The organism is Pseudomonas juntendi (assembly GCF_021560075.1).
Classification (GTDB): Bacteria; Pseudomonadota; Gammaproteobacteria; order Pseudomonadales; family Pseudomonadaceae; genus Aquipseudomonas; species Aquipseudomonas juntendi.
In genome coordinates this window covers 3,403,792-3,421,068 of record NZ_CP091088.1, presented here as the reverse complement: position 1 = coordinate 3,421,068, position 17,277 = coordinate 3,403,792, and the positions used below count along the sequence as shown (strand labels likewise).

Here is a 17,277-nt window from a genome sequence, read left to right as displayed (position 1 = left end):
GAGCGCATTCTACGGGGTGAAGGCAGATTGCGGTAGAGCAAAGCACGATGCCGACATGATCGGCGACCCTACGCTTAATTACCTGACTTTTCAGTCAAAAACCGCCCGCCGCGAATGTGCACTGCTGCGCCGGTTAACCCATGCTAAAGGCGAACACAGGCATGCCTTTCCCACACCCACAAAAAAGCCCGCCGAAGCGGGCTTTCTAACAAACAACAATCAGTCATCACGCCCCATGATGCCAAACAGCTGGAGCAGGCTAACGAACAGGTTGTAGATGGACACATACAGGCTGATGGTGGCCATGATGTAGTTCCGCTCACCACCGTGAATGATCGCGCTGGTCTGGAACAGGATGCACACCGACGAGAACAGCACGAAGCCGGCGCTGATCGCCAGTTGCAGGCCGCTGATCTGGAAGAAGAAGCTGGCCACGACCGCACCCAGCAGCACGAAGAAGCCGGCAGTGATGAAGCCACTGAGGAAGCTCATGTCCTTGCGGGTAATCAGTACATAAGCCGACAGACCACCGAACACCAGGGCAGTCATGGCAAATGCCGAGCTGACGACCTCGGCACCACCGGCCATGCCCAGGTAGCGGTTGAGGATTGGGCCAAGAATGAAGCCCATGAAGCCGGTCAGGGCGAAGGTGGATACGAGGCCCCAGGCCGAATCACGCAGCTTGTTGGTCAGGAAGAACAACCCGTAGAAGCCGATCAGCACCACGAACACGTTCGGGTAGCCGACACGCATTTGCTGGGCAACGAAGGCCATGACGCCGCTGAAGGCGAGGGTGAGCGCCAGCAGACTGTACGTGTTGCGCAGGACCTTGCTGATCTCCTGCTGCTCGACCTGCTGGCCGTGATGTACGGCATAATCCTGTTCGCGCATGGCGACACTCCTTGGTAAACCTGTGGTTTCGAACGTTCAGATGCTGGGAGTCTACCAGAGCCATTGCAACCCGCGACACAGAGAGTTTGACAGCTTGTTTCATTACGGTATTATGGCGGCCGCAAACGAGCTGGAAGCGTGGCCGAGTGGTTTAAGGCAACGGTCTTGAAAACCGTCGATGGGCAACTATCCTAGAGTTCGAATCTCTACGCTTCCGCCACTATTTTTCATCAAAGCCCTGATTTTTCAGGGCTTTTTTGTGGCTGATGGTTTTTCGCCTCATGCTCATGCCAGCATCAGCGGCGTCGGCTGCTCCTGTGTATTAAGAGGGGCCGTCGAACCTGTCCTGGCCAGGGCATTTCAGCCCCGGCCAGCCCGGCAAAGCGGCCCAGTGCAGGCGCTGCTAGGTTGACGAACCCAGGTTGCCTGCAGGGGCTGCACGGCGCACGCTACATACGCCCCAGGTCAGCCCCAACACCGCCGCGATCACCGAGGCCGATAGCACGCCAAGTTTGGCTGCCCCCAGTGAGCCGGGGTCGACGAACGCCAGGTTGGCGATGAAGATCGACATGGTGAAACCGATACCGGCCAACAGGCCCACCAGCGTGATGCTGCGCCAGTTCACCCCGGCGGGAAGCGCGCACCAGCCCAGGCGTACCATCAACCAGCTGACGCTGATGATGCCCAAGGGCTTGCCTGCGACCAAAGCGACTATCACGGCGATCATGACCCATTGTGGGCCCGCCGCAGACAGGTCGACCCCAGCCAGGCTGACCCCGGCATTGGCCAGGGCAAACACTGGCATGATGCCGTAGGCTACCCAAGGGTGCAGCGTGCCTTGCATCCGCACCACCGGCGGCAGCAGTTCGCGCTGTGCCAGGCGCAGGCGTTTCAACGGGTCGATGAGTTCGCTGGCATCGCGCTCTGGTGCTTTGGCGCGGCCCAGCAACTCGTTGGTGAAGCGGCTAATGGCGTCCAGAGGGCGCTCACGCATCGGCATGGCGGCTACCGGGGTCATCAGCCCGAGCACAACGCCGGCGAGGGTCGGGTGGGCACCGGTCAACAGGATGCCTAGCCAAACGATCGCACCGGGCACGATATAGGCGTAGGCCGATCCCACACCAATCTTCTGCAGCGCGATTACCATCAGCAGGCCGATCGCCGCGACGCCGAAACCGCTGTAGTCGAGGCCACCCGAGTAGAAGACCGCGATGATCAGCACAGCGATAATGTCATCGATGATCGCCAGGGCAAGCAGAAACACACGTACGTTGGACGGAATCGACTTGCCCAGCAGGGCCAGTACGCCTACCGCAAAAGCGATATCGGTGGCCGTTGGCACTGCCCAACCCTGATGGTCGGCTGGCGAATGAACGATACCGAGGTAGAGAAGTGCCGGTGCGATTACCCCGCCGACAGCAGCGGCCATGGGCAGCATGGCCTGGCGCAGGCTGGCCAGGGCGCCCTCGTGGATTTCGCGGCGGATCTCCATGCCCACCACCAGGAAAAAGATGGTCATCAGCCCATCATTGACCCAGAAATGCAGGGACTGCGAATACACATACGAGCCCACGCCGAACGTTATCGGGGCATGCCACAGGGCCTCATAACTGTGTGCGGCAGGGGAATTTGCCCAGATCAGGGCGGCGACAGCGGCAACCAACAGGACGATGCCACTGACTGCTTCAATATGCAAAAAGCGTTGAAGGCTGGCCAAGGCGCGCTCGGCCACTTTCTGGGCGCGAGGCAAATCTGTTTTAGGCATAGGCGCAAGTACTCCCGCATGGCGGCCCGACCTGCGCTGTTCTTTAACCTGCCTCACTGCACCATGCAGCAGACACCCGGGCGCTAGTCTACCGAATAACCGCATTCAGATGAACCCGAATGCGGTTATCGATCATACGCCGCGGGGTTGCCTGTACAGCGGGCGCCTGCGCTCGATCACTGGATCAGTGGCACACCGCTGAGTTTCTGCAGTTCATCGAAGTCGATGTCTGCGCATATTTCGATCACTTTCAACCCATCAGCCGTAACTTCCAGCACTGCCAGGTCGGTGTAGATACGGCTGACGCAGCCAATACCGGTCAGCGGGTAGGTGCATTCAGGCACCAGCTTGCTTTCGCCTGTCTTGGTCAGGTGGTCCATCATCACGAACACCTGGCGCGCGCCGGTGGCCAGGTCCATCGCGCCGCCCACCGCCGGGATCGAACCCTCGGCGCCGGTGTGCCAGTTGGCCAGGTCGCCCTTGACCGAAACCTGGAAGGCACCCAGTACCGCGATGTCCAGGTGGCCACCGCGCATCATCGAGAACGAGTCGGCATGGTGGAAGAAAGCGCCACCGGTCAACAGCGTCACGTGCTGCTTGCCGGCATTGATCAGGTCATCGTCTTCTTCGCCCGGGGCCGGGCTAGGGCCCATGCCCAGCAGGCCGTTTTCGCTGTGCAGGAATACTTCCTTGTCACCCAGGTAATTGGCCACCAGGGTTGGTGCGCCGATGCCGAGGTTTACGTAGGCACCTTCCTGAATGTCTGCGGCCACGCGCTTGGCCATCTCGGTACGGGAGAGCTTTTTGGTGATGGTCATGGCAGGCCTCATTCAGCGGTGGCAAGCGAAGCAGCGCTGGTGCCGGTGACGGCGACGACGCGCTGGACGAAGATACCCGGGGTAATGATGTGTTCCGGGTCCAGTTCACCCAGTTCGACAACCTGATCGACCTGGGCGATGGCCGTCTTGGCGGCCATGGCCATGATCGGGCCGAAGTTGCGCGCCGCCTTGCGGTAGACCAGGTTGCCCCAACGGTCGCCTTTGTGCGCCTTGATCAGCGCAAAGTCGGCGTGCAGCGGCATTTCCAGCACGTACATGCGGCCGTCGATTTCACGGGTTTCCTTGCCTTCGGCCAGCAGCGTGCCGTAGCCGGTCGGCGAGAAGAACGCACCAATGCCCGAGCCCGCTGCGCGGATACGCTCGGCCAGGTTGCCCTGGGGTACCACCTCCAGTTCGATCTTGCCGGCGCGGTACAGTTCGTCGAACACGTACGAGTCGGACTGGCGCGGGAACGAGCAGATCACCTTGCGCACGCAGCCGGCCATCAGCAAGGCTGCCAGGCCGATCTCGCCGTTACCGGCGTTGTTGCTGATGATGGTGAGGTCGCGGGCGCCGGTGGCGATCAGGCCATCGATGAGCTCGGACGGCATGCCGGCAGTGCCGAAGCCACCGACCATGATGGTCGATCCGTCGGTGATCCCTTCCACCGCGCTGGCGATGGACTCGTACGTTTTATTGATCAAGGCGAGCTCCTGGTTGTTCCTGGAGTTGGAGTTGTCGGGCTGGCCGGCGCCTTTAAAGCGGTGGGCCTGTCAGCATGTGCAATCGCTTGCTGACTTTGGCCATAGCGTGCCGCAAGACAGGGCTACAGTAGAGGGGGTTTGGCGGAATTCGTGCGATTATCGAACTGTTGTGCGATCTGCGAGCATCCCGAACGGCGGTGCAGTCCCGTGCGCTCAGGGGCTTGGCGCCTCACTTTGCACCCGAATGGTGCTACCCGCCACCCGAATGGTGTGTTTTTGCACTGCTAGCGGGCGGGATGCGGTGGTAGACCGTGATTCTACCCCGATGCCTCTATTGGCCTGCGACTTGCTATCAAATTGCCATTCGATGTCGCGTATGGTGAAGATAATGTCGCTTTCCAGTGGTTCCATGCAGTTGTCATCCCAAGAGAAGGGCTGGCTGCCCTGGTTTGGTAGAACCGGCAAGTTCAGCATGGGCTGGGCATGTCACTTGAACCGGGCAAATTATCCGCAAATCGAGCAAACCTTCGAGGCCATTGCCCAGACCCGCGTCCGTTTGCTGCAGGAGTGGGCGCACGAACAATGGGAGCACCTCGCCGAGCTGGCCGAGCAACTGGCCCCCGGCTTTGACCGGCTGGGCAGCGCGCAATTGCAGGACAAGCTGGCTCAGGCCGAGGACTTCTCCGAGCTGTTCGTCGTCGACCCCACTGGCAAGGTGCTTGCCTCGACCTGGCCGCAACGGGCAACAGCGCCCGTCGAGCACACCCGTGCGCTGGCGCAGGGGCTGAAGGCGCCATTTTTGCACGGCCCCTATTGCGACCCGCTGACCTTGAGCATCGGCCCGTCCTCTTCGCGCTTTCACGATGAGGTAACCCTGATGTTCTACCAGCCTGTGAAGGTTACCGGCAACGTCGTGGGTTGCCTCTGTGGTCGCGTACCCAACGATGTGCTGGGCGATCTGATCCAGCGCGAGGCTGGGCATATTTACGCCGAATCGGGTGACAACTACCTGTTCATGGCGCAGTCGCGCTTCGACCCGACGATCCAGCCGGGTACGGCGTTGTCGCGCTCGCGTTTCGAAGATTCAACCTTCACCCACGGCGAGAACCTGAAAAACGGCGTTCACACGGCGTGGGGCACCGTGCAGGTGCAGCGCCATACCGAGCTGGAGCTGCGTTTTACCGACCCATCCACCCGCGAGCTGCACCCGGGGGTACGCGAAACCATCCGTTGCGGCGCCAATGTGTTCGTTACCTACCCCGGGTATTCCGACTACCGTCATGTGCCAGTGGTGGGCAAGGGCGTGACCTTCCAGCTGCCGGGCTCGCCGGACCGCTGGGGAATGATGTGCGAGGCAGACCTCGAGGAAGTGTACCGGCGCCGCTCGCTCAGTTATGGCTTGATGAAGCCCTACCTTGCGACGATGGTCGGCCTGTTCGGTTGCAACTACCTGGTGCAGCACTACGCGGGCCTGCCGCAGGGCCTGAACGAGGTGGTCGAAGCCTTGGCCATGCTCGCCGCCGCGGTGCTGTTCGGCATGCTCGGGCCGCGCCGTGTGGCGGCGCGCCTCAATGGCATGAGCAATGTGCTGCGGACCATCGCCGAGGGTGAGGGCAACCTGCGCCAGCGGTTGGATAACCACACGGTGGGCAACGATGAAAGCGGCGACATGGCCCGCTGGATCAACAGCTTCATCGACCGCCTGGATGCAGTGGTAGGGCAGGTGGTCAAGGCCAGCCACACGGTGGGCGTCACCAACCAGATGATGCTGGGCCGTAGCCAGGATGCCAGCGTCACTTCGGCTGACGTGGCCGAGGTCGTGCATCAGATGATGATCATCATGGAAGAGCAGTTGGGCGAATTGCAGCAGGCCTCGGTCAGCGCCGAGCAGATGAAGCAGGCCATGGACGAAGTGGTCACCCGCGCCCGCGAGCAGTTCCAGGCGGTGCAGGCCGGTACGCAGTCGATCCGCGACGTGGTGGCGCGCTCGTCCTCCAGTGTGCAACGCCTTGACAGCCGCATGGTCGAGATCGACAACATCACCGGGTTGATCAGTGACATTACCAACCAGACCAACCTGTTGGCGCTCAATGCTGCGATCGAGGCGGCGCGCGCTGGCGAGCACGGCCGTGGCTTTGCCGTGGTGGCCGACGAGGTGCGCAGCCTGGCGGCGCGAACGGCGCGGGCTGCCGATGACATACGCACCATGGTCGAGAGCCTGCAGGGTGAGACCCGTCAGGCCGTGAGTTTCATGGAGCGGGGCGTGCAGGACGTGGACAGCAGCCTGCGCCTGGCCGAGGACGCCTCGTCCGAAAACGTGCAACTGCACCAGGCGGTGGAGGGTATGTTCGCGATCATCCAGCAGCTCAACCGGCGCAGCCTGGAATATGGCAAGACCATCGAGCAGGTCAACCAGTCTTCCCACGAGATGCGCCAGACTGCGGTGGTGTTGCAGAGCAGTGCGCAGAAGGTGCGGGTGGATGCCGGCAAGTTGCAGAAGCTGGTCGGGCAGTTCGAGACCAGCGAAGAGGGCAAACGGGCGGCTGCCGCTTGAGTGCCGAAGCTGGCCAGGGCTGTTGTCAGCGCCGCAGTTCGGCAGCGAACTGGCCAGCCTGCAGGTGCACCTGTGCAGGCCCGCCCCAGAACGCGCCGTGGCGGACGATCACCCGTTCATGAATGGCAGCCGCCACCGCGGCCGCCGCATTGGGCGCCCTCAACAACACGAAGCTGGCCTCGTTACCCAGGTGCAGGCCGTAATCCTGCTTGCCCATGACCGCGGCACTGGCCTCGGTCGCCATCTGCAGCGCCACCCGCAGCTCTTCGTCGGTGTTGAACCCCGAGCGGTAACCGACCAGCATCGCCCGCTGCAGCATGTCGCCATTGCCATACGGCCACCAGGCATCCTGGATGTTGTCGTTGCCGGTGAACACCTGCACACCCCCGGCGCGCAAGCGCAGCACCGGCGGAAAGGCCCGGTCGCCCGGGGCATTGGTCATGATTGAGATACCTGCGCCCGCCAACGCTTCGGCGGTGTGGTCGACCACCGCGTCGGTGACGTCGCCCAGGCCGTAGGCGTGGCTGACCGCAACCAGGCCTTGCATGCCCAGGGCCTGGGTGCGCGCGGCAATGCGCTGAAGTTGGGCGATGCAGATATCGCCGGGTTCATGCAGGTGGATATCGACTTTAACGCCATGCCGCTCAGCGATGCCGAAGACGATATCCAGCTGGGCGTCAGCGTCGCCGTCCAAGGTGGTGGGGTCGATGCCGCCAACCACCTGAGCCCCTTCGCCGATAGCGGCCTCCATGACCTGGGCGGTGCCAGGGCAGGTGACCACGCCGGCCTGGGGGAAGGCCACCAGCTCGATGTCGAGCAAGTGTTTCCAGTTGTCCCGGGCTTCGAGCATGGCGTGCAGGTGACTCAGGCCGGTGGTGGCGTCCACGTCCACATGGCAACGCATGGCCAAGGTGCCGTACGCAGCTGCCTGACGCATCAGCGCGTCGGCGCGCTCGATGATGGGCGCTGCGCTCGCCAGCTCACGTTTTTCCACGGCCAGGCGCTCGCGCAGGCTGGCGACAGGTTGGTGCGGGCGCCAGCGATCACCCACGAAGCTCTTGTCCAGGTGAATGTGGCCATCAACGAAACCCGGCAATACCAGCAAGCCTTCCAGGTCGATCGTTTCGCGGGCCGGGGTGCCGGCGCGCTGCGCGCCAATGTGGCTGATGCGGCCGTTGCTGACAGCAATGTGCAGGGGCAGGCCATCGGCATCGATGGCATTGATGAACTCACGGTCGTTCATGGAACTGGCCTTTTCTACTGGGGCTTGGTGGCTTGCCACGGTAAGGCGGATGAGCGCTTGCCTCCAATTAATTATCAGGATCAAGGCCAGTGGAATTGTGGATGCGGGGTAGCGTCAGCCGGCCGCAGGGGATCGTTGTGCGGGCCCCCAGGCGGCGCTTTTCAGCCCGGCAGGCTTCACCGGCTGGGGGCACCGCGTGGGTATTCTTACTGCAAGGTGTTTGGTTTGAGGTCATCTGGCAACTGCTGCAGAGCCGCCTCCAGTTGCGCGACAGATTGGGCAAGTTGATCAGCTTCCTGGTGTTTGCCCGCACTTCTCAGGCGGTCCCGCTCAATGCGCAGGTTCAGCAGGTTTTTCTGCAGTTTCAGGGCTGAAGCGTTGAAAGGGTCCATGGGCTTCTCACACTGTGGGCTTCCGTGCCGTTGTAGGAAACATGGACCGTAGCAGCTCGAATTACCTCTAGAAACTGATGTTTCATACAGGAAAATCTGGTGTTCGCGGTATTTCCTACATTGAGCGGTAAAGTTTCCTACAAGATGCATTTCTGTATATGTCGCCACGTGCCGTCTGGCATCCAGTATCCGCTGGGTTGGACCGGTTCTCCCTCGGCAGGCCCACTGCGCAGGGCTCGATCAGCTTTGGAAATGTTATGTTGCACTTACCTTGCACACCCAGCAGGTGCCGGGCCTTCAGCGACCTGCGCGGGACCTATCCAGAGCCGGTGCAACTTCTGCAAAACAGGGGCTGTCACAATGCTCTGCATGCCGCAGGAAACACCGTGGCATTTGGTATGTATCATTGCCGTTGTCGCCCCATACATGCGCCGATGACGGGCGGTATCTGCCGCCTGAGCCTGGCGCGAAGGTTTTCCGGCCAAGGAGAGGCCCATGCACTACGTTGTGATCGAATCCCACCGCAGTGAGTACCCGCGGCCTATCCGCTTTGCCAAAGGCACTTTGCTGGAGATTGGCCCGCGCTATGAAGGCGAGCCTGGCTGGCAGGACTGGTATTTGTGCAGTTGCACCGGCCAGGAGCCCGGCTGGGTGCCCGCGCAGCTGATTGAACGGCTCAGCGTTTGCCAGGGGCGGGCGCTCGATCATTACTGTGCGCACGAACTGGACGCCGACCCGGGGCAACTGGTGGAGATGGTGCGGCCGCTCAATGGGTGGCTGTGGTGTCGGCGCCATGGTAACGGCGAGCTGGGCTGGTTACCGGCAGAGAAGCTTCAGGAATTGGGCTGAGGGGCGCCCCAACGCTGCCACGTGCCGTGCGCTGCATCTGATACGCTTTTTTTGCGCCAACCTGAATCTGTAACCGTATCAGCCCAGGCCCGACAATACGCCCATTCCCGCTTCACAACTGTCGAGGTTCTAATGGGCAAGCTGGCGCTGTTCCTGGGGGGTTTTCTGCTACTCACTATTCTGATCGGCCTGCTTGGCACCATTCCGCCAAGCTGAGGGTGATCGGTTTTTTCTGCGCGGCCCGTCTACTTCAAGCTCGGGCCCAATTTCCTGGCAAATAGCCACTATTCCCTTCGTCAGCATCGCTGGACCAGCGGTCGCTGCATGGCATTTTCAAGCATTAATACCTCGTGTAGTCTCCCGCCGCCGCTCATTCGGGTCGGCCTTTTCCGCTGGGAGTCGACACATTAATGGAATGCAAGAAAGGCGCCTGCGCCGCCCTGGAGTGGCGTAGCCGTTTCCTCGCCGAGGGCACGTTGGATGAGCACGGTTACGAGCAGGCGCTGCGCAATGCACAAGCGCTGGAGCAGGCTGGGGATATCAGCACGTCAGAGTGGATCGAGCTGGTAAAGCTGGCCAATGCGGCATTGCTGGGTGTGGGATAAGTCATTCTTTGCGTTGGGAAATCTGTCCACAAAAAACGTGGGTAGGTCTGTGGATAAAGTGCTGTAAGCCATGCCAGTGGCGGGCTCTGTTAAATTGAGCAGAAATTGAACAGCCTTTTCGAAGGGCTGTTCATGGCGCCCGGCCGGCCTGGCGCAGGGCTATCAGCAAGTCGCGCACCCGGGCGGGCAGCTCGCCAGCCGGGTATACCGCGTGCATCTGCGGGTCCTGGCCAGTGCTGGAGGTCAGGCGGTATGGCGCGCATACCCGCACCAGGCGCCCGGCCTTGACCTGCGCCTCGCCTACCCAGGCTGCCAGGCGCGCGATACCGGCACCCGCCAGGGCGCCGTGGTACACCGCAGTGCCCGAGGCCAGGCGCAACCGCGGCCTGGGCCGCACGCTGGTGATCTGGCCATCGCGGCAAAAGTGCCAGGCTTTGAGGATGCGCGGTGCGGTATGCAGGATCAGCGAGTGGCCTTCCAGCTGTTCGGGATGCGCCGGCGTACCGGCCAAGGCCAGGTACGCCGGGCTCGCATACAAGTGCCGCTGGTAGGGCCAAAGCGGGTAGCCGATCAGTTCGCTGGACTGCGGGAAGGCGCCGCGGACTGCGAAATCCAACTTGCCCAGCAGTGGGTCGAGCGCTTCGTCGCTGTACTGCACATCCAGCGTGACTTGGGGGTGGCGACGGGAAAAATCCGCGAGCACTTGGGGCAACAGGTGTTCGGCCAACAGTTGCGGCACGGCGAAGCGGATCCAGCCTTGTGCGTTCCCGCTGAGCGCAGCCAGTTCGTCGGCTGCATCGCGTTGCACATCCAGCAAGCGCTCGGCGTGCGGCAGCAAGCGTTCGCCCGCTGCGGTCAGGGTGACCGCATTGGCGTTGCGGTTCAGCAACTTGCTCCCGGCGTTGTCTTCCAGGGTTTGCACCGCGCGTGTAACCGCGCTGGGCGAACGCCCTAACGCCCGGGCCGCGGCGACAAAGCTGCGCTTGTGCGCGACGCTGACGAACGCCTGAATTTCCCGCAGCATGTCCAATGCCATGCGCTGCTCCTTGTTGCAGTTTTCGCAATATGGCATTTCAACACAGCCACGCCCTTTTGGTTAGCCTTGCACCTGTACCCACTGCCTGGAACCGCGTCATGATGGATATCGCTGTACTTTCTGTATTCGCCTTTGCCGCCGGCCTGATCGATGCGGCCGTGGGCGGCGGCGGCTTGATCCAGATTCCCGCGTTGTTCAACGTGCTACCCACCGCGCAACCGGCGGCATTGCTAGGCAGCAACAAGCTGGCTTCGGTGTGTGGCACGGCCTTCGCAGCGCGTTCGTTCATCCGCAAGGTCACGTTGGACTGGGGCTTGATCGTGCCCGCGGCGGTCAGCGCCTTTGTCATGTCGTTCGCTGGTGCTGCCACGGTGTCGCTGCTGCCGCCGGGGGTAATGCGCCCGGCGGTGTTGGTGCTGATCGTGCTGATGGCGGTGTACACGTTCTGCAAGAAAGACTTCGGCACCCTGCACAAACCGGCCCGAATCGGCCGCAAGGAGCAATGCCTGGCAGTGCTGATCGGTGGGGCGATCGGTTTCTACGATGGCCTGTTCGGCCCTGGCACCGGCAGCTTCCTGATCTTCCTGTTCATCCGCTTCTTCGCCCTGGATTTCCTGCACGCATCGGCCTCGGCCAAGGTCGTGAACATTGCCACCAACCTGGCGGCGCTGGTGTTTTTCGTGCCGTCGGGCAACGTGCTGTACGCCATTGCCCTGCCCATGGCCCTGTGCAATATCCTTGGCGCGTTGACTGGCACCTGGCTGGCCGTGCGCAAGGGCGCGGGCTTCGTTCGCGGGCTGTTCCTGGTGCTGTTGTGCGTGCTGATCGCCAAGCTGTCGTGGGATGTGTTCGTCGGCTGACTCACACCACCTGGCGCTGCGGGTCGGCATGCTCCACACAGTTGCGGCCGTGGGCCTTGGCCCGGTACAGCGCCTGGTCGGCGCTGGCCAGCAGCAGGTCCAGGCTGGGTGACGGCATGTGCGCTTCGCAGCCGGCCACGCCAATGCTGACCGTAATTTGCAGGCATTTGTCGCCCTGGACCACGTGCAGGTCCTGCACGGCACGGCGCAGCCGTTCGGCGGTGAACGTGGCCCGCTCGGGCGCAAGGCCTGGCATCACCACGACGAACTCCTCGCCGCCCAGGCGGGCAAACAGTTCATTGTTGTGCAACTGGTCTTGCAGGGCGCCGGCGAACTGGCGCAACACCTGGTCGCCCACGGCATGGCCATGGACGTCGTTGATCGACTTGAAGTGGTCGATGTCCAGCATCATCAGGGTCAGTGGCAGTGCCTGGGCCTGCTGCCGGCTGTCCAGCAGCGCGCTCGCGCGGCGGGTGAAGGCGCTGCGGGAGAGCGCGCCGGTGAGGTGGTCGATGGTGGCCTGGTGGGCCAGGCGGGCCATGAGGCTGCGGTTGGCCTGGCTGACGCAGGCCACCACCAGCGGCCCGAGCACCAGCATGGCAATGCCCAGGCGCGCGGACAACAGTGTCGTCACCCCCGGCGCACTTTGCGGCACGCTGAAATGCATGAGGTTTTGTGCCACGGCCACGATCAGTGTACTCCCAGCGGTAAGCGCCAGCAGCGACACCAGAAACGGCGAGTAGGTCCAGGCACACCACAGCAGTGCGGCGATGGGGAAGGCAATGGCGCCAGGGCCGCCGAAGGCAATGCTGAACGCCAGTGAGGCCAGCAGCCCCAGCAGTGGTGCCAGCCGTACAGGCTGCGCGCCACCGCGTATAAGGGCTCGCATCGAGGGTGCAGTGAGCAGTACGGGCAGGATCAGCACACTGGTCGAGAACTGTTCGCTGAACCACGCCCGCCAGGTGGCGCCAAGGGACTGTTCAAACCAGGGCGCGGCCATGGCTGCTGCCATGCTGGCCGCGACCACGGCGCCGGCGGCACAGGCGGCGAACACGCTGAGTACACCCTGGGGGGTGCGCAAGCGCCGGTGCACACGGGGCAGGCGCGACAGTAGCAGCCAGAGAGTGACCACGACACCCAGGTTGCACAGGTTGAACCACAGTGCGGGCAGCCAGGCGCTGCCGCACAGCAGGTCGGCGCCGACCATGGCCAGCCACACCAGGCTGAAGCCGGCCAGCGTGGCTTGGCGCGGGTGCCGCAGCAACACGCCGGCCAGTACCGCATTCACAGGCCAGAACAATGACAGGGACTCGATCGGGCGCGCAAGAATGCCGCCCAAGGTAAGGCCGAAGGTCAGGCATAGCAGAGCAACGTAGGGCAACAGGCGCGATGGGGCTGGGAAAACCATGGGCTCGACCGGCAAGCGGAGACGAAATCCAGGACAACGCCTTGTAGCACCTGGGACTTTGCTCGTCAGTGTGTTTCGTCATGGCAGTTGATGTCAATCTGCCGCGGCCGGTCGCAATAATGCCAAATTGTCACTACTGCTTGGCGTTGTTACTGCAGGCCGAAGAACCACGGCACCATCAGCACAGTGACCAGCATCACCAGCACGGTGAACGGCACACCGATCTTGACGAAATCGGCGAAGCGGTATTGGCCCGGGCCCAGCACCAACGTGTTGACCGGCGAAGACACCGGCGTCATGAACGCCGCCGATGCAGCCAGCGCCACGGTCATGGCAAACGGGTAGGGCGACATGCCCAGCTGCGCCGCCGTGCTGACCGCAACGGGTGCCATCAGCACGGCCGTGGCGGTGTTGGAGATGAACAGGCCGATCACCGCGGTAACCGCAAACAGGCAGGCCAGAATGGCACTGGGGCCGGCTCCGCCCAGCACGCTGACCAGGCCGCCCACGGCCAGGTCGATGCCGCCGGTTTTCTGCAGTGCCTGGGCAAATGGCAGCATGCCCACGATCAGCACCAGGCTCTGCCAGTGGATGGCGCGGTAGGCGCTGTTCATGTCGATGCAACGGCCTGCGCCCATCAGCAGGCAGCCGATCAGCGCGGCGATGACGTTGGGTACCACGCCGCTGACCATTAGCCCCACCATGACTGCCAGGCTCAGCAACGCCTGCGGTGCGCGAGTGCGGGCTGGTGCTACCTGGTCGATCTCTGCAGGCAGGCTCAGTACCAGGAAGTCCTTGGGTTTGCCCTGCAGCAGGCGCACAGCCTTCCACGGGCCGACCACCAGCAGGGTGTCGCCAAGGCGCAGCTTTTCTTCTACCAACTGGTCTTCAATCGCCGCTTGCTCGCGGCGCAGGCCTACCACGTTGAGGTCATAGCGGGTACGAAACGCCAGTTCAAGGATGCTTTTACCGATCAGCTGCGAGCCAGGCGGCAGCGACACCTCGGCCATGCCCAGTTCCTGGGACTGGTCGATGAAATAAGCCGCCTTGAAGTGCAGGGGCTCCAGTTGCATGGTCTGGCACAGGCTACGCAGGTTGTCATGGTTGGCGAACAGGTCGAGCAGCAGTACGTCGCCCTGGTGCAGCACCGTGTTGGAATCGGCGGTGATGACCCGGGTGGTGAACTTGTGCTGGCGCTCGATACCGATCACGTTGGCGCCATGCCGCGTACGCAGTTCCAGTTCGCCAAGGGTATGGCCGATCAGCGGCGAGTGTGGGCGAATACGCAGGCGCCGCTCGCGCCCGTTGAGCTTGTAGTCCAGTACCAGGTCCAGCAGGGTGCGGCGGCTTTCCACGCGGCCGTCCTTGCGCACTTCGCCATTGAGCCAGTTGCGGGTCAGTAGCATGTAGCCGACACCCAACACCAGCACCACCAGGCCGAAGGGGGTGAAACTGAAGAAGCTGAAGCCGGCGTGGCCATGGCGTACCAGCTCGCTGTGCACCACTACGTTGGGTGGCGTGGCGACCAGGCTGAGCATGCCGCTGATCAGGCCGGCGAAGGCCAGCGGCATCATCAGGCGGCTGGGCGAGAGCTGCAGGCGCGCGGCAATGCTCAGCACCACCGGGATGAAAATGGCGACCACGCCTGTGGAACTCATGATCGAGCCCAGGCCGGCTACCGCCACCATCAGCAGCACCAGCAGGCGCGCCTCGCTGTTGCCGGCCCGCTCGCTCATCCACTCGCCAATGCGGTAGGCAATGCCGGTGCGGACCAGGCCCTCGCCGATCACGAACAAGGCGGCGATCAGCACCACATTCGGGTCGCTGAAGCCGGCCAGTGCCTGCTCCACGCTGAGGATGCCCAGCAGCGGCAGGGCAAGGATCACCATCAGCGCAACCACGTCCATGCGTGGGCGGTTGATGACGAACAGGACAATGACGATGGCCAGCAGGCCAAGCACCCAAAGCAACTCTTGGTTCATGGGGAGGGGGTGTTCCTTCACACAGGGGCACGTTAGACAGTAGCAGCCAGTGTGCCAGCTCGCGGTGAAGGGGGTGTTGATGTACTGCAGGGTTCAAGGCCGCTGCTGCCGATCGGCGTCAGCGGCCCCGTCCAGCTCGGCTGGTCAGTGACGGTGCCGGCGGTGCTTCTTGCCGCCACGGTCGTCGTCGCCCAGATGGTTGCCCAAGGCGCCCCCGGCGGCGCCACCCAGGCCTGCGCCTACGGTCGAGCCGGTCTGCCCGCCAACTGCACCGCCCAGCAATGAGCCGCCCGCCGAGCCCAGGCCGCCGCCCAGCGCCGCTTCGGTACGGTTGCCCTTGCGAGCCCCTACCGCACTGCCTGCTGCGCCGCCAACGCCAGCACCAATGGCTGCGCCGGTCTTGCCGCCCAGTTGCTGACCAACCACATTACCCAATACGCCACCCAGGCCACCGCCGATGGCGGCATTACCATCACCGGCGAAAGCGCCTTGGCATAGCAGCAGGCCAAGGGCAACGGAAGGCAGAGTCAGACGCATGATATGAACCTCGAAAATTTCACCAGGTTAAGGTGCCGCCTGAACGGCGGCGAGCCGGGGCTGTAGCCGCTTCAGCGTTAGTAGCGGTCGCCGCGGTATTGACGCTCGTCATCGTCGCGGTGATGCCGGTGGTGGCGATGGTCACGGTCGCGATCACGCCAGCCATCGTCGTCATGGTAGCGATGGCTGTGGCAACCTGCAGTCAGCAGTACAACAGCAACCAGCGAAAGGCTTGCAAGACGGTTTGTCACGAGATAGGTCCTTGATCCACAAAGGTTTACCGCACACTTTCTGAGACCCGGATCGATCCATTTGGTTTCCTGGGCGGGCAAAAATTTGTGCTATCCACGATCTTCCACGTGCTTCTCGGTTGCTGTTCTGTCCCGTACGGTCATGGCCGGGCGCCCGTGGCGGCTCTAGACTGCACGGTAAGCCGCAGCCAAGACGGCATTCTGCCACTCAGTGAATCATGATGATCGCGCATACTCCTACCTTGTTCGCCGCTGTTGCTTTGGTTGCCACCATCCTGGCGTTCTGCCTGTTGCTGGTCGGGCACGGCAACCGCCGCGACAACCTGATGCTCACCGGTTGCGGGTTGCTGGTGCACGCGCTGGCTTACGTCTGCTACACCCTTTACGCCCAGGCCCCCCTGTGGCTCAGCTACGGGCTGGGCAACAGCCTGCTTTCGCTGGCGCTGGCCTTCTATACGGCCAGCTTGTTCCGTGTGCGCGAGCGGGTAGTGCCCTGGCGGGTCATTTTCATCATCCCGGCGTTCATGCTGGTGGGGTTGATGCTGCTGCTCGATACCCTGGAGCCGCGCATGTTGCTGGCGACCCTGGTGCTGATGTTGCAATGTGCGCTGATCCTTTATTGGGCATGGCGCCATGGCGAACGACCGGGCAAAGCGCACCTGCTGCTGGAGATCGGTGCGCTGATCAGCCTGGTAGGCCTGGGCATGCGGGTGGTTGCGGTGGCCAATGGCACGGCTGTGGAAATGCGCTATGACACCAGCAACCTGAAACAGAGCATCTCGGTAGCCATTGGCACCGTGACGGTCATGATGTATTCGATCGGGCTGGTGCTGATGGCCAAGGAGCGCAGTGAATCGCGCCTGCAGCACCTGGCTTTGCATGATGTGCTCACCGGTACCCTCAACCGTCGGGCGATTCTCGAGCGCTTTGCCAGCGAACTGGACCGCGCACGCGGGCAGCAGGCGAGCCTTGCGGTGGCGATGATCGATATCGACCATTTCAAGCGCATCAACGACTTGTATGGGCACTTGGCCGGTGACGAAGTGTTGTGCCATTGCGTACGCCAGTTGCAGCAACGCCTGCGCCAGGGCGATAGCCTCGGGCGTTACGGTGGAGAGGAGTTTCTGTTGCTGCTGCCTGCTACCGACCGCGCCGGGGCGCTGACTGCCGTGCAAGGGCTGCGCGAGGCCATTGCGCGCAGCCCGGCCCGGTTTGCCGGTGACCACATCGAGCTACGTTTCAGCGTTGGCCTGTGGTGCGGTGTGCCGGGGAACAAAGACAGCACCGCCAGCCTGTTGGCGCAGGCCGATGCGGCGCTTTACCAGGCCAAGGCCGCCGGGCGCGACACCGTGCACATGGTGGCGCTGGACGCAGCGGGTTGA

16 protein-coding genes and 1 tRNA gene are annotated in these 17,277 nt (G+C 62.8%); 6 read left to right on the top strand and 11 right to left on the bottom strand.

Translation table 11 applies throughout. The features are described from left to right. Positions 1-219: 219 nt before the first annotated feature. Positions 220-891 carry a Bax inhibitor-1/YccA family protein gene (locus L1P09_RS16110; protein ID WP_003251184.1) on the bottom strand — a complete coding sequence of 224 codons (672 nt, stop codon included), beginning with the start codon at positions 889-891 and terminating at the stop codon, positions 220-222. A gap of 132 nt (positions 892-1,023) precedes the next feature. On the opposite strand from L1P09_RS16110, the gene L1P09_RS16105 reads away from it, so the two are divergent. Beyond that, positions 1,024-1,111: transfer RNA gene (locus L1P09_RS16105), tRNA-Ser, on the top strand. 183 nt (positions 1,112-1,294) lie between these two features. On the opposite strand, the gene nhaA is transcribed toward L1P09_RS16105, so the two are convergent. From nhaA to L1P09_RS16090, 3 genes are all read right to left on the bottom strand, one after another. After that, a complete protein-coding gene (gene nhaA, locus L1P09_RS16100; protein ID WP_009682098.1) occupies positions 1,295-2,656 on the bottom strand; it encodes a Na+/H+ antiporter NhaA in 1,362 nt (453 codons plus the stop codon). Positions 2,657-2,832: 176 nt separating this feature from the next. Next, the gene (locus L1P09_RS16095; RefSeq protein ID WP_009682099.1) at positions 2,833-3,474 is read right to left on the bottom strand and encodes a 3-oxoacid CoA-transferase subunit B; all 642 of its coding nucleotides are present in this window, start codon (positions 3,472-3,474) and stop codon (positions 2,833-2,835) included. Between the two features lie 8 nt (positions 3,475-3,482). Continuing rightward, positions 3,483-4,178 carry a 3-oxoacid CoA-transferase subunit A gene (locus L1P09_RS16090; RefSeq protein ID WP_009682100.1) on the bottom strand — a complete coding sequence of 232 codons (696 nt, stop codon included), beginning with the start codon at positions 4,176-4,178 and terminating at the stop codon, positions 3,483-3,485. On the opposite strand from L1P09_RS16090, the gene L1P09_RS16085 reads away from it, so the two are divergent. Then, positions 4,069-6,732, top strand: a complete 2,664-nt coding sequence (locus L1P09_RS16085; protein WP_408005359.1) for a methyl-accepting chemotaxis protein — start codon at positions 4,069-4,071, stop codon at positions 6,730-6,732. The two genes, L1P09_RS16090 and L1P09_RS16085, sit on opposite strands and share 110 nt — an antisense overlap. Before the next feature lie 25 nt (positions 6,733-6,757). Here L1P09_RS16085 and L1P09_RS16080 read toward each other — a convergent pair whose 3' ends face one another. Together L1P09_RS16080 and L1P09_RS16075 are read right to left on the bottom strand one after the other, a co-directional pair. Next, on the bottom strand, positions 6,758-7,975 hold the full coding sequence (locus L1P09_RS16080; RefSeq protein ID WP_235767880.1) for an amidohydrolase family protein: 1,218 nt from the start codon (positions 7,973-7,975) through the stop codon (positions 6,758-6,760). Between the two features lie 206 nt (positions 7,976-8,181). Continuing rightward, entirely contained in the window at positions 8,182-8,367 is a 186-nt protein-coding gene (locus L1P09_RS16075) for a hypothetical protein (protein ID WP_029885004.1), read from the bottom strand. Positions 8,368-8,862: 495 nt separating this feature from the next. On the opposite strand from L1P09_RS16075, the gene L1P09_RS16070 reads away from it, so the two are divergent. Next, positions 8,863-9,216, top strand: a complete 354-nt coding sequence (locus tag L1P09_RS16070; RefSeq protein WP_232892885.1) for an SH3 domain-containing protein — start codon at positions 8,863-8,865, stop codon at positions 9,214-9,216. 410 nt (positions 9,217-9,626) lie between these two features. Continuing rightward, complete coding sequence (locus L1P09_RS16065; protein ID WP_054904596.1) at positions 9,627-9,821, top strand: hypothetical protein; 195 nt, start codon at positions 9,627-9,629, stop codon at positions 9,819-9,821. A gap of 130 nt (positions 9,822-9,951) precedes the next feature. Here the strand turns inward: L1P09_RS16065 and L1P09_RS16060 are convergent, their stop codons facing one another. Next, entirely contained in the window at positions 9,952-10,857 is a 906-nt protein-coding gene (locus L1P09_RS16060; protein WP_182389094.1) for a LysR family transcriptional regulator, read from the bottom strand. Between the two features lie 98 nt (positions 10,858-10,955). Here L1P09_RS16060 and L1P09_RS16055 point away from each other — a divergent pair, with 98 nt between their 5' ends. Beyond that, positions 10,956-11,717, top strand: coding sequence for a sulfite exporter TauE/SafE family protein (locus L1P09_RS16055; RefSeq protein ID WP_009682109.1), 762 nt, complete (start codon positions 10,956-10,958; stop codon positions 11,715-11,717). Between the two features lies 1 nt (position 11,718). Here the strand turns inward: L1P09_RS16055 and L1P09_RS16050 are convergent, their stop codons facing one another. From L1P09_RS16050 to L1P09_RS16035, 4 genes are all read right to left on the bottom strand, one after another. Continuing rightward, positions 11,719-13,140, bottom strand: coding sequence for a GGDEF domain-containing protein (locus L1P09_RS16050; protein ID WP_054904593.1), 1,422 nt, complete (start codon positions 13,138-13,140; stop codon positions 11,719-11,721). Between the two features lie 134 nt (positions 13,141-13,274). After that, the gene (locus L1P09_RS16045; protein WP_029884999.1) at positions 13,275-15,107 is read right to left on the bottom strand and encodes an SLC13 family permease; all 1,833 of its coding nucleotides are present in this window, start codon (positions 15,105-15,107) and stop codon (positions 13,275-13,277) included. 144 nt (positions 15,108-15,251) lie between these two features. Next, complete coding sequence (locus L1P09_RS16040; RefSeq protein WP_054904592.1) at positions 15,252-15,644, bottom strand: glycine zipper domain-containing protein; 393 nt, start codon at positions 15,642-15,644, stop codon at positions 15,252-15,254. Positions 15,645-15,721: 77 nt separating this feature from the next. Continuing rightward, entirely contained in the window at positions 15,722-15,895 is a 174-nt protein-coding gene (locus tag L1P09_RS16035) for a hypothetical protein (RefSeq protein ID WP_235767879.1), read from the bottom strand. Positions 15,896-16,116: 221 nt separating this feature from the next. Here L1P09_RS16035 and L1P09_RS16030 point away from each other — a divergent pair, with 221 nt between their 5' ends. Then, on the top strand, positions 16,117-17,277 hold the full coding sequence (locus tag L1P09_RS16030; protein ID WP_192440315.1) for a GGDEF domain-containing protein: 1,161 nt from the start codon (positions 16,117-16,119) through the stop codon (positions 17,275-17,277).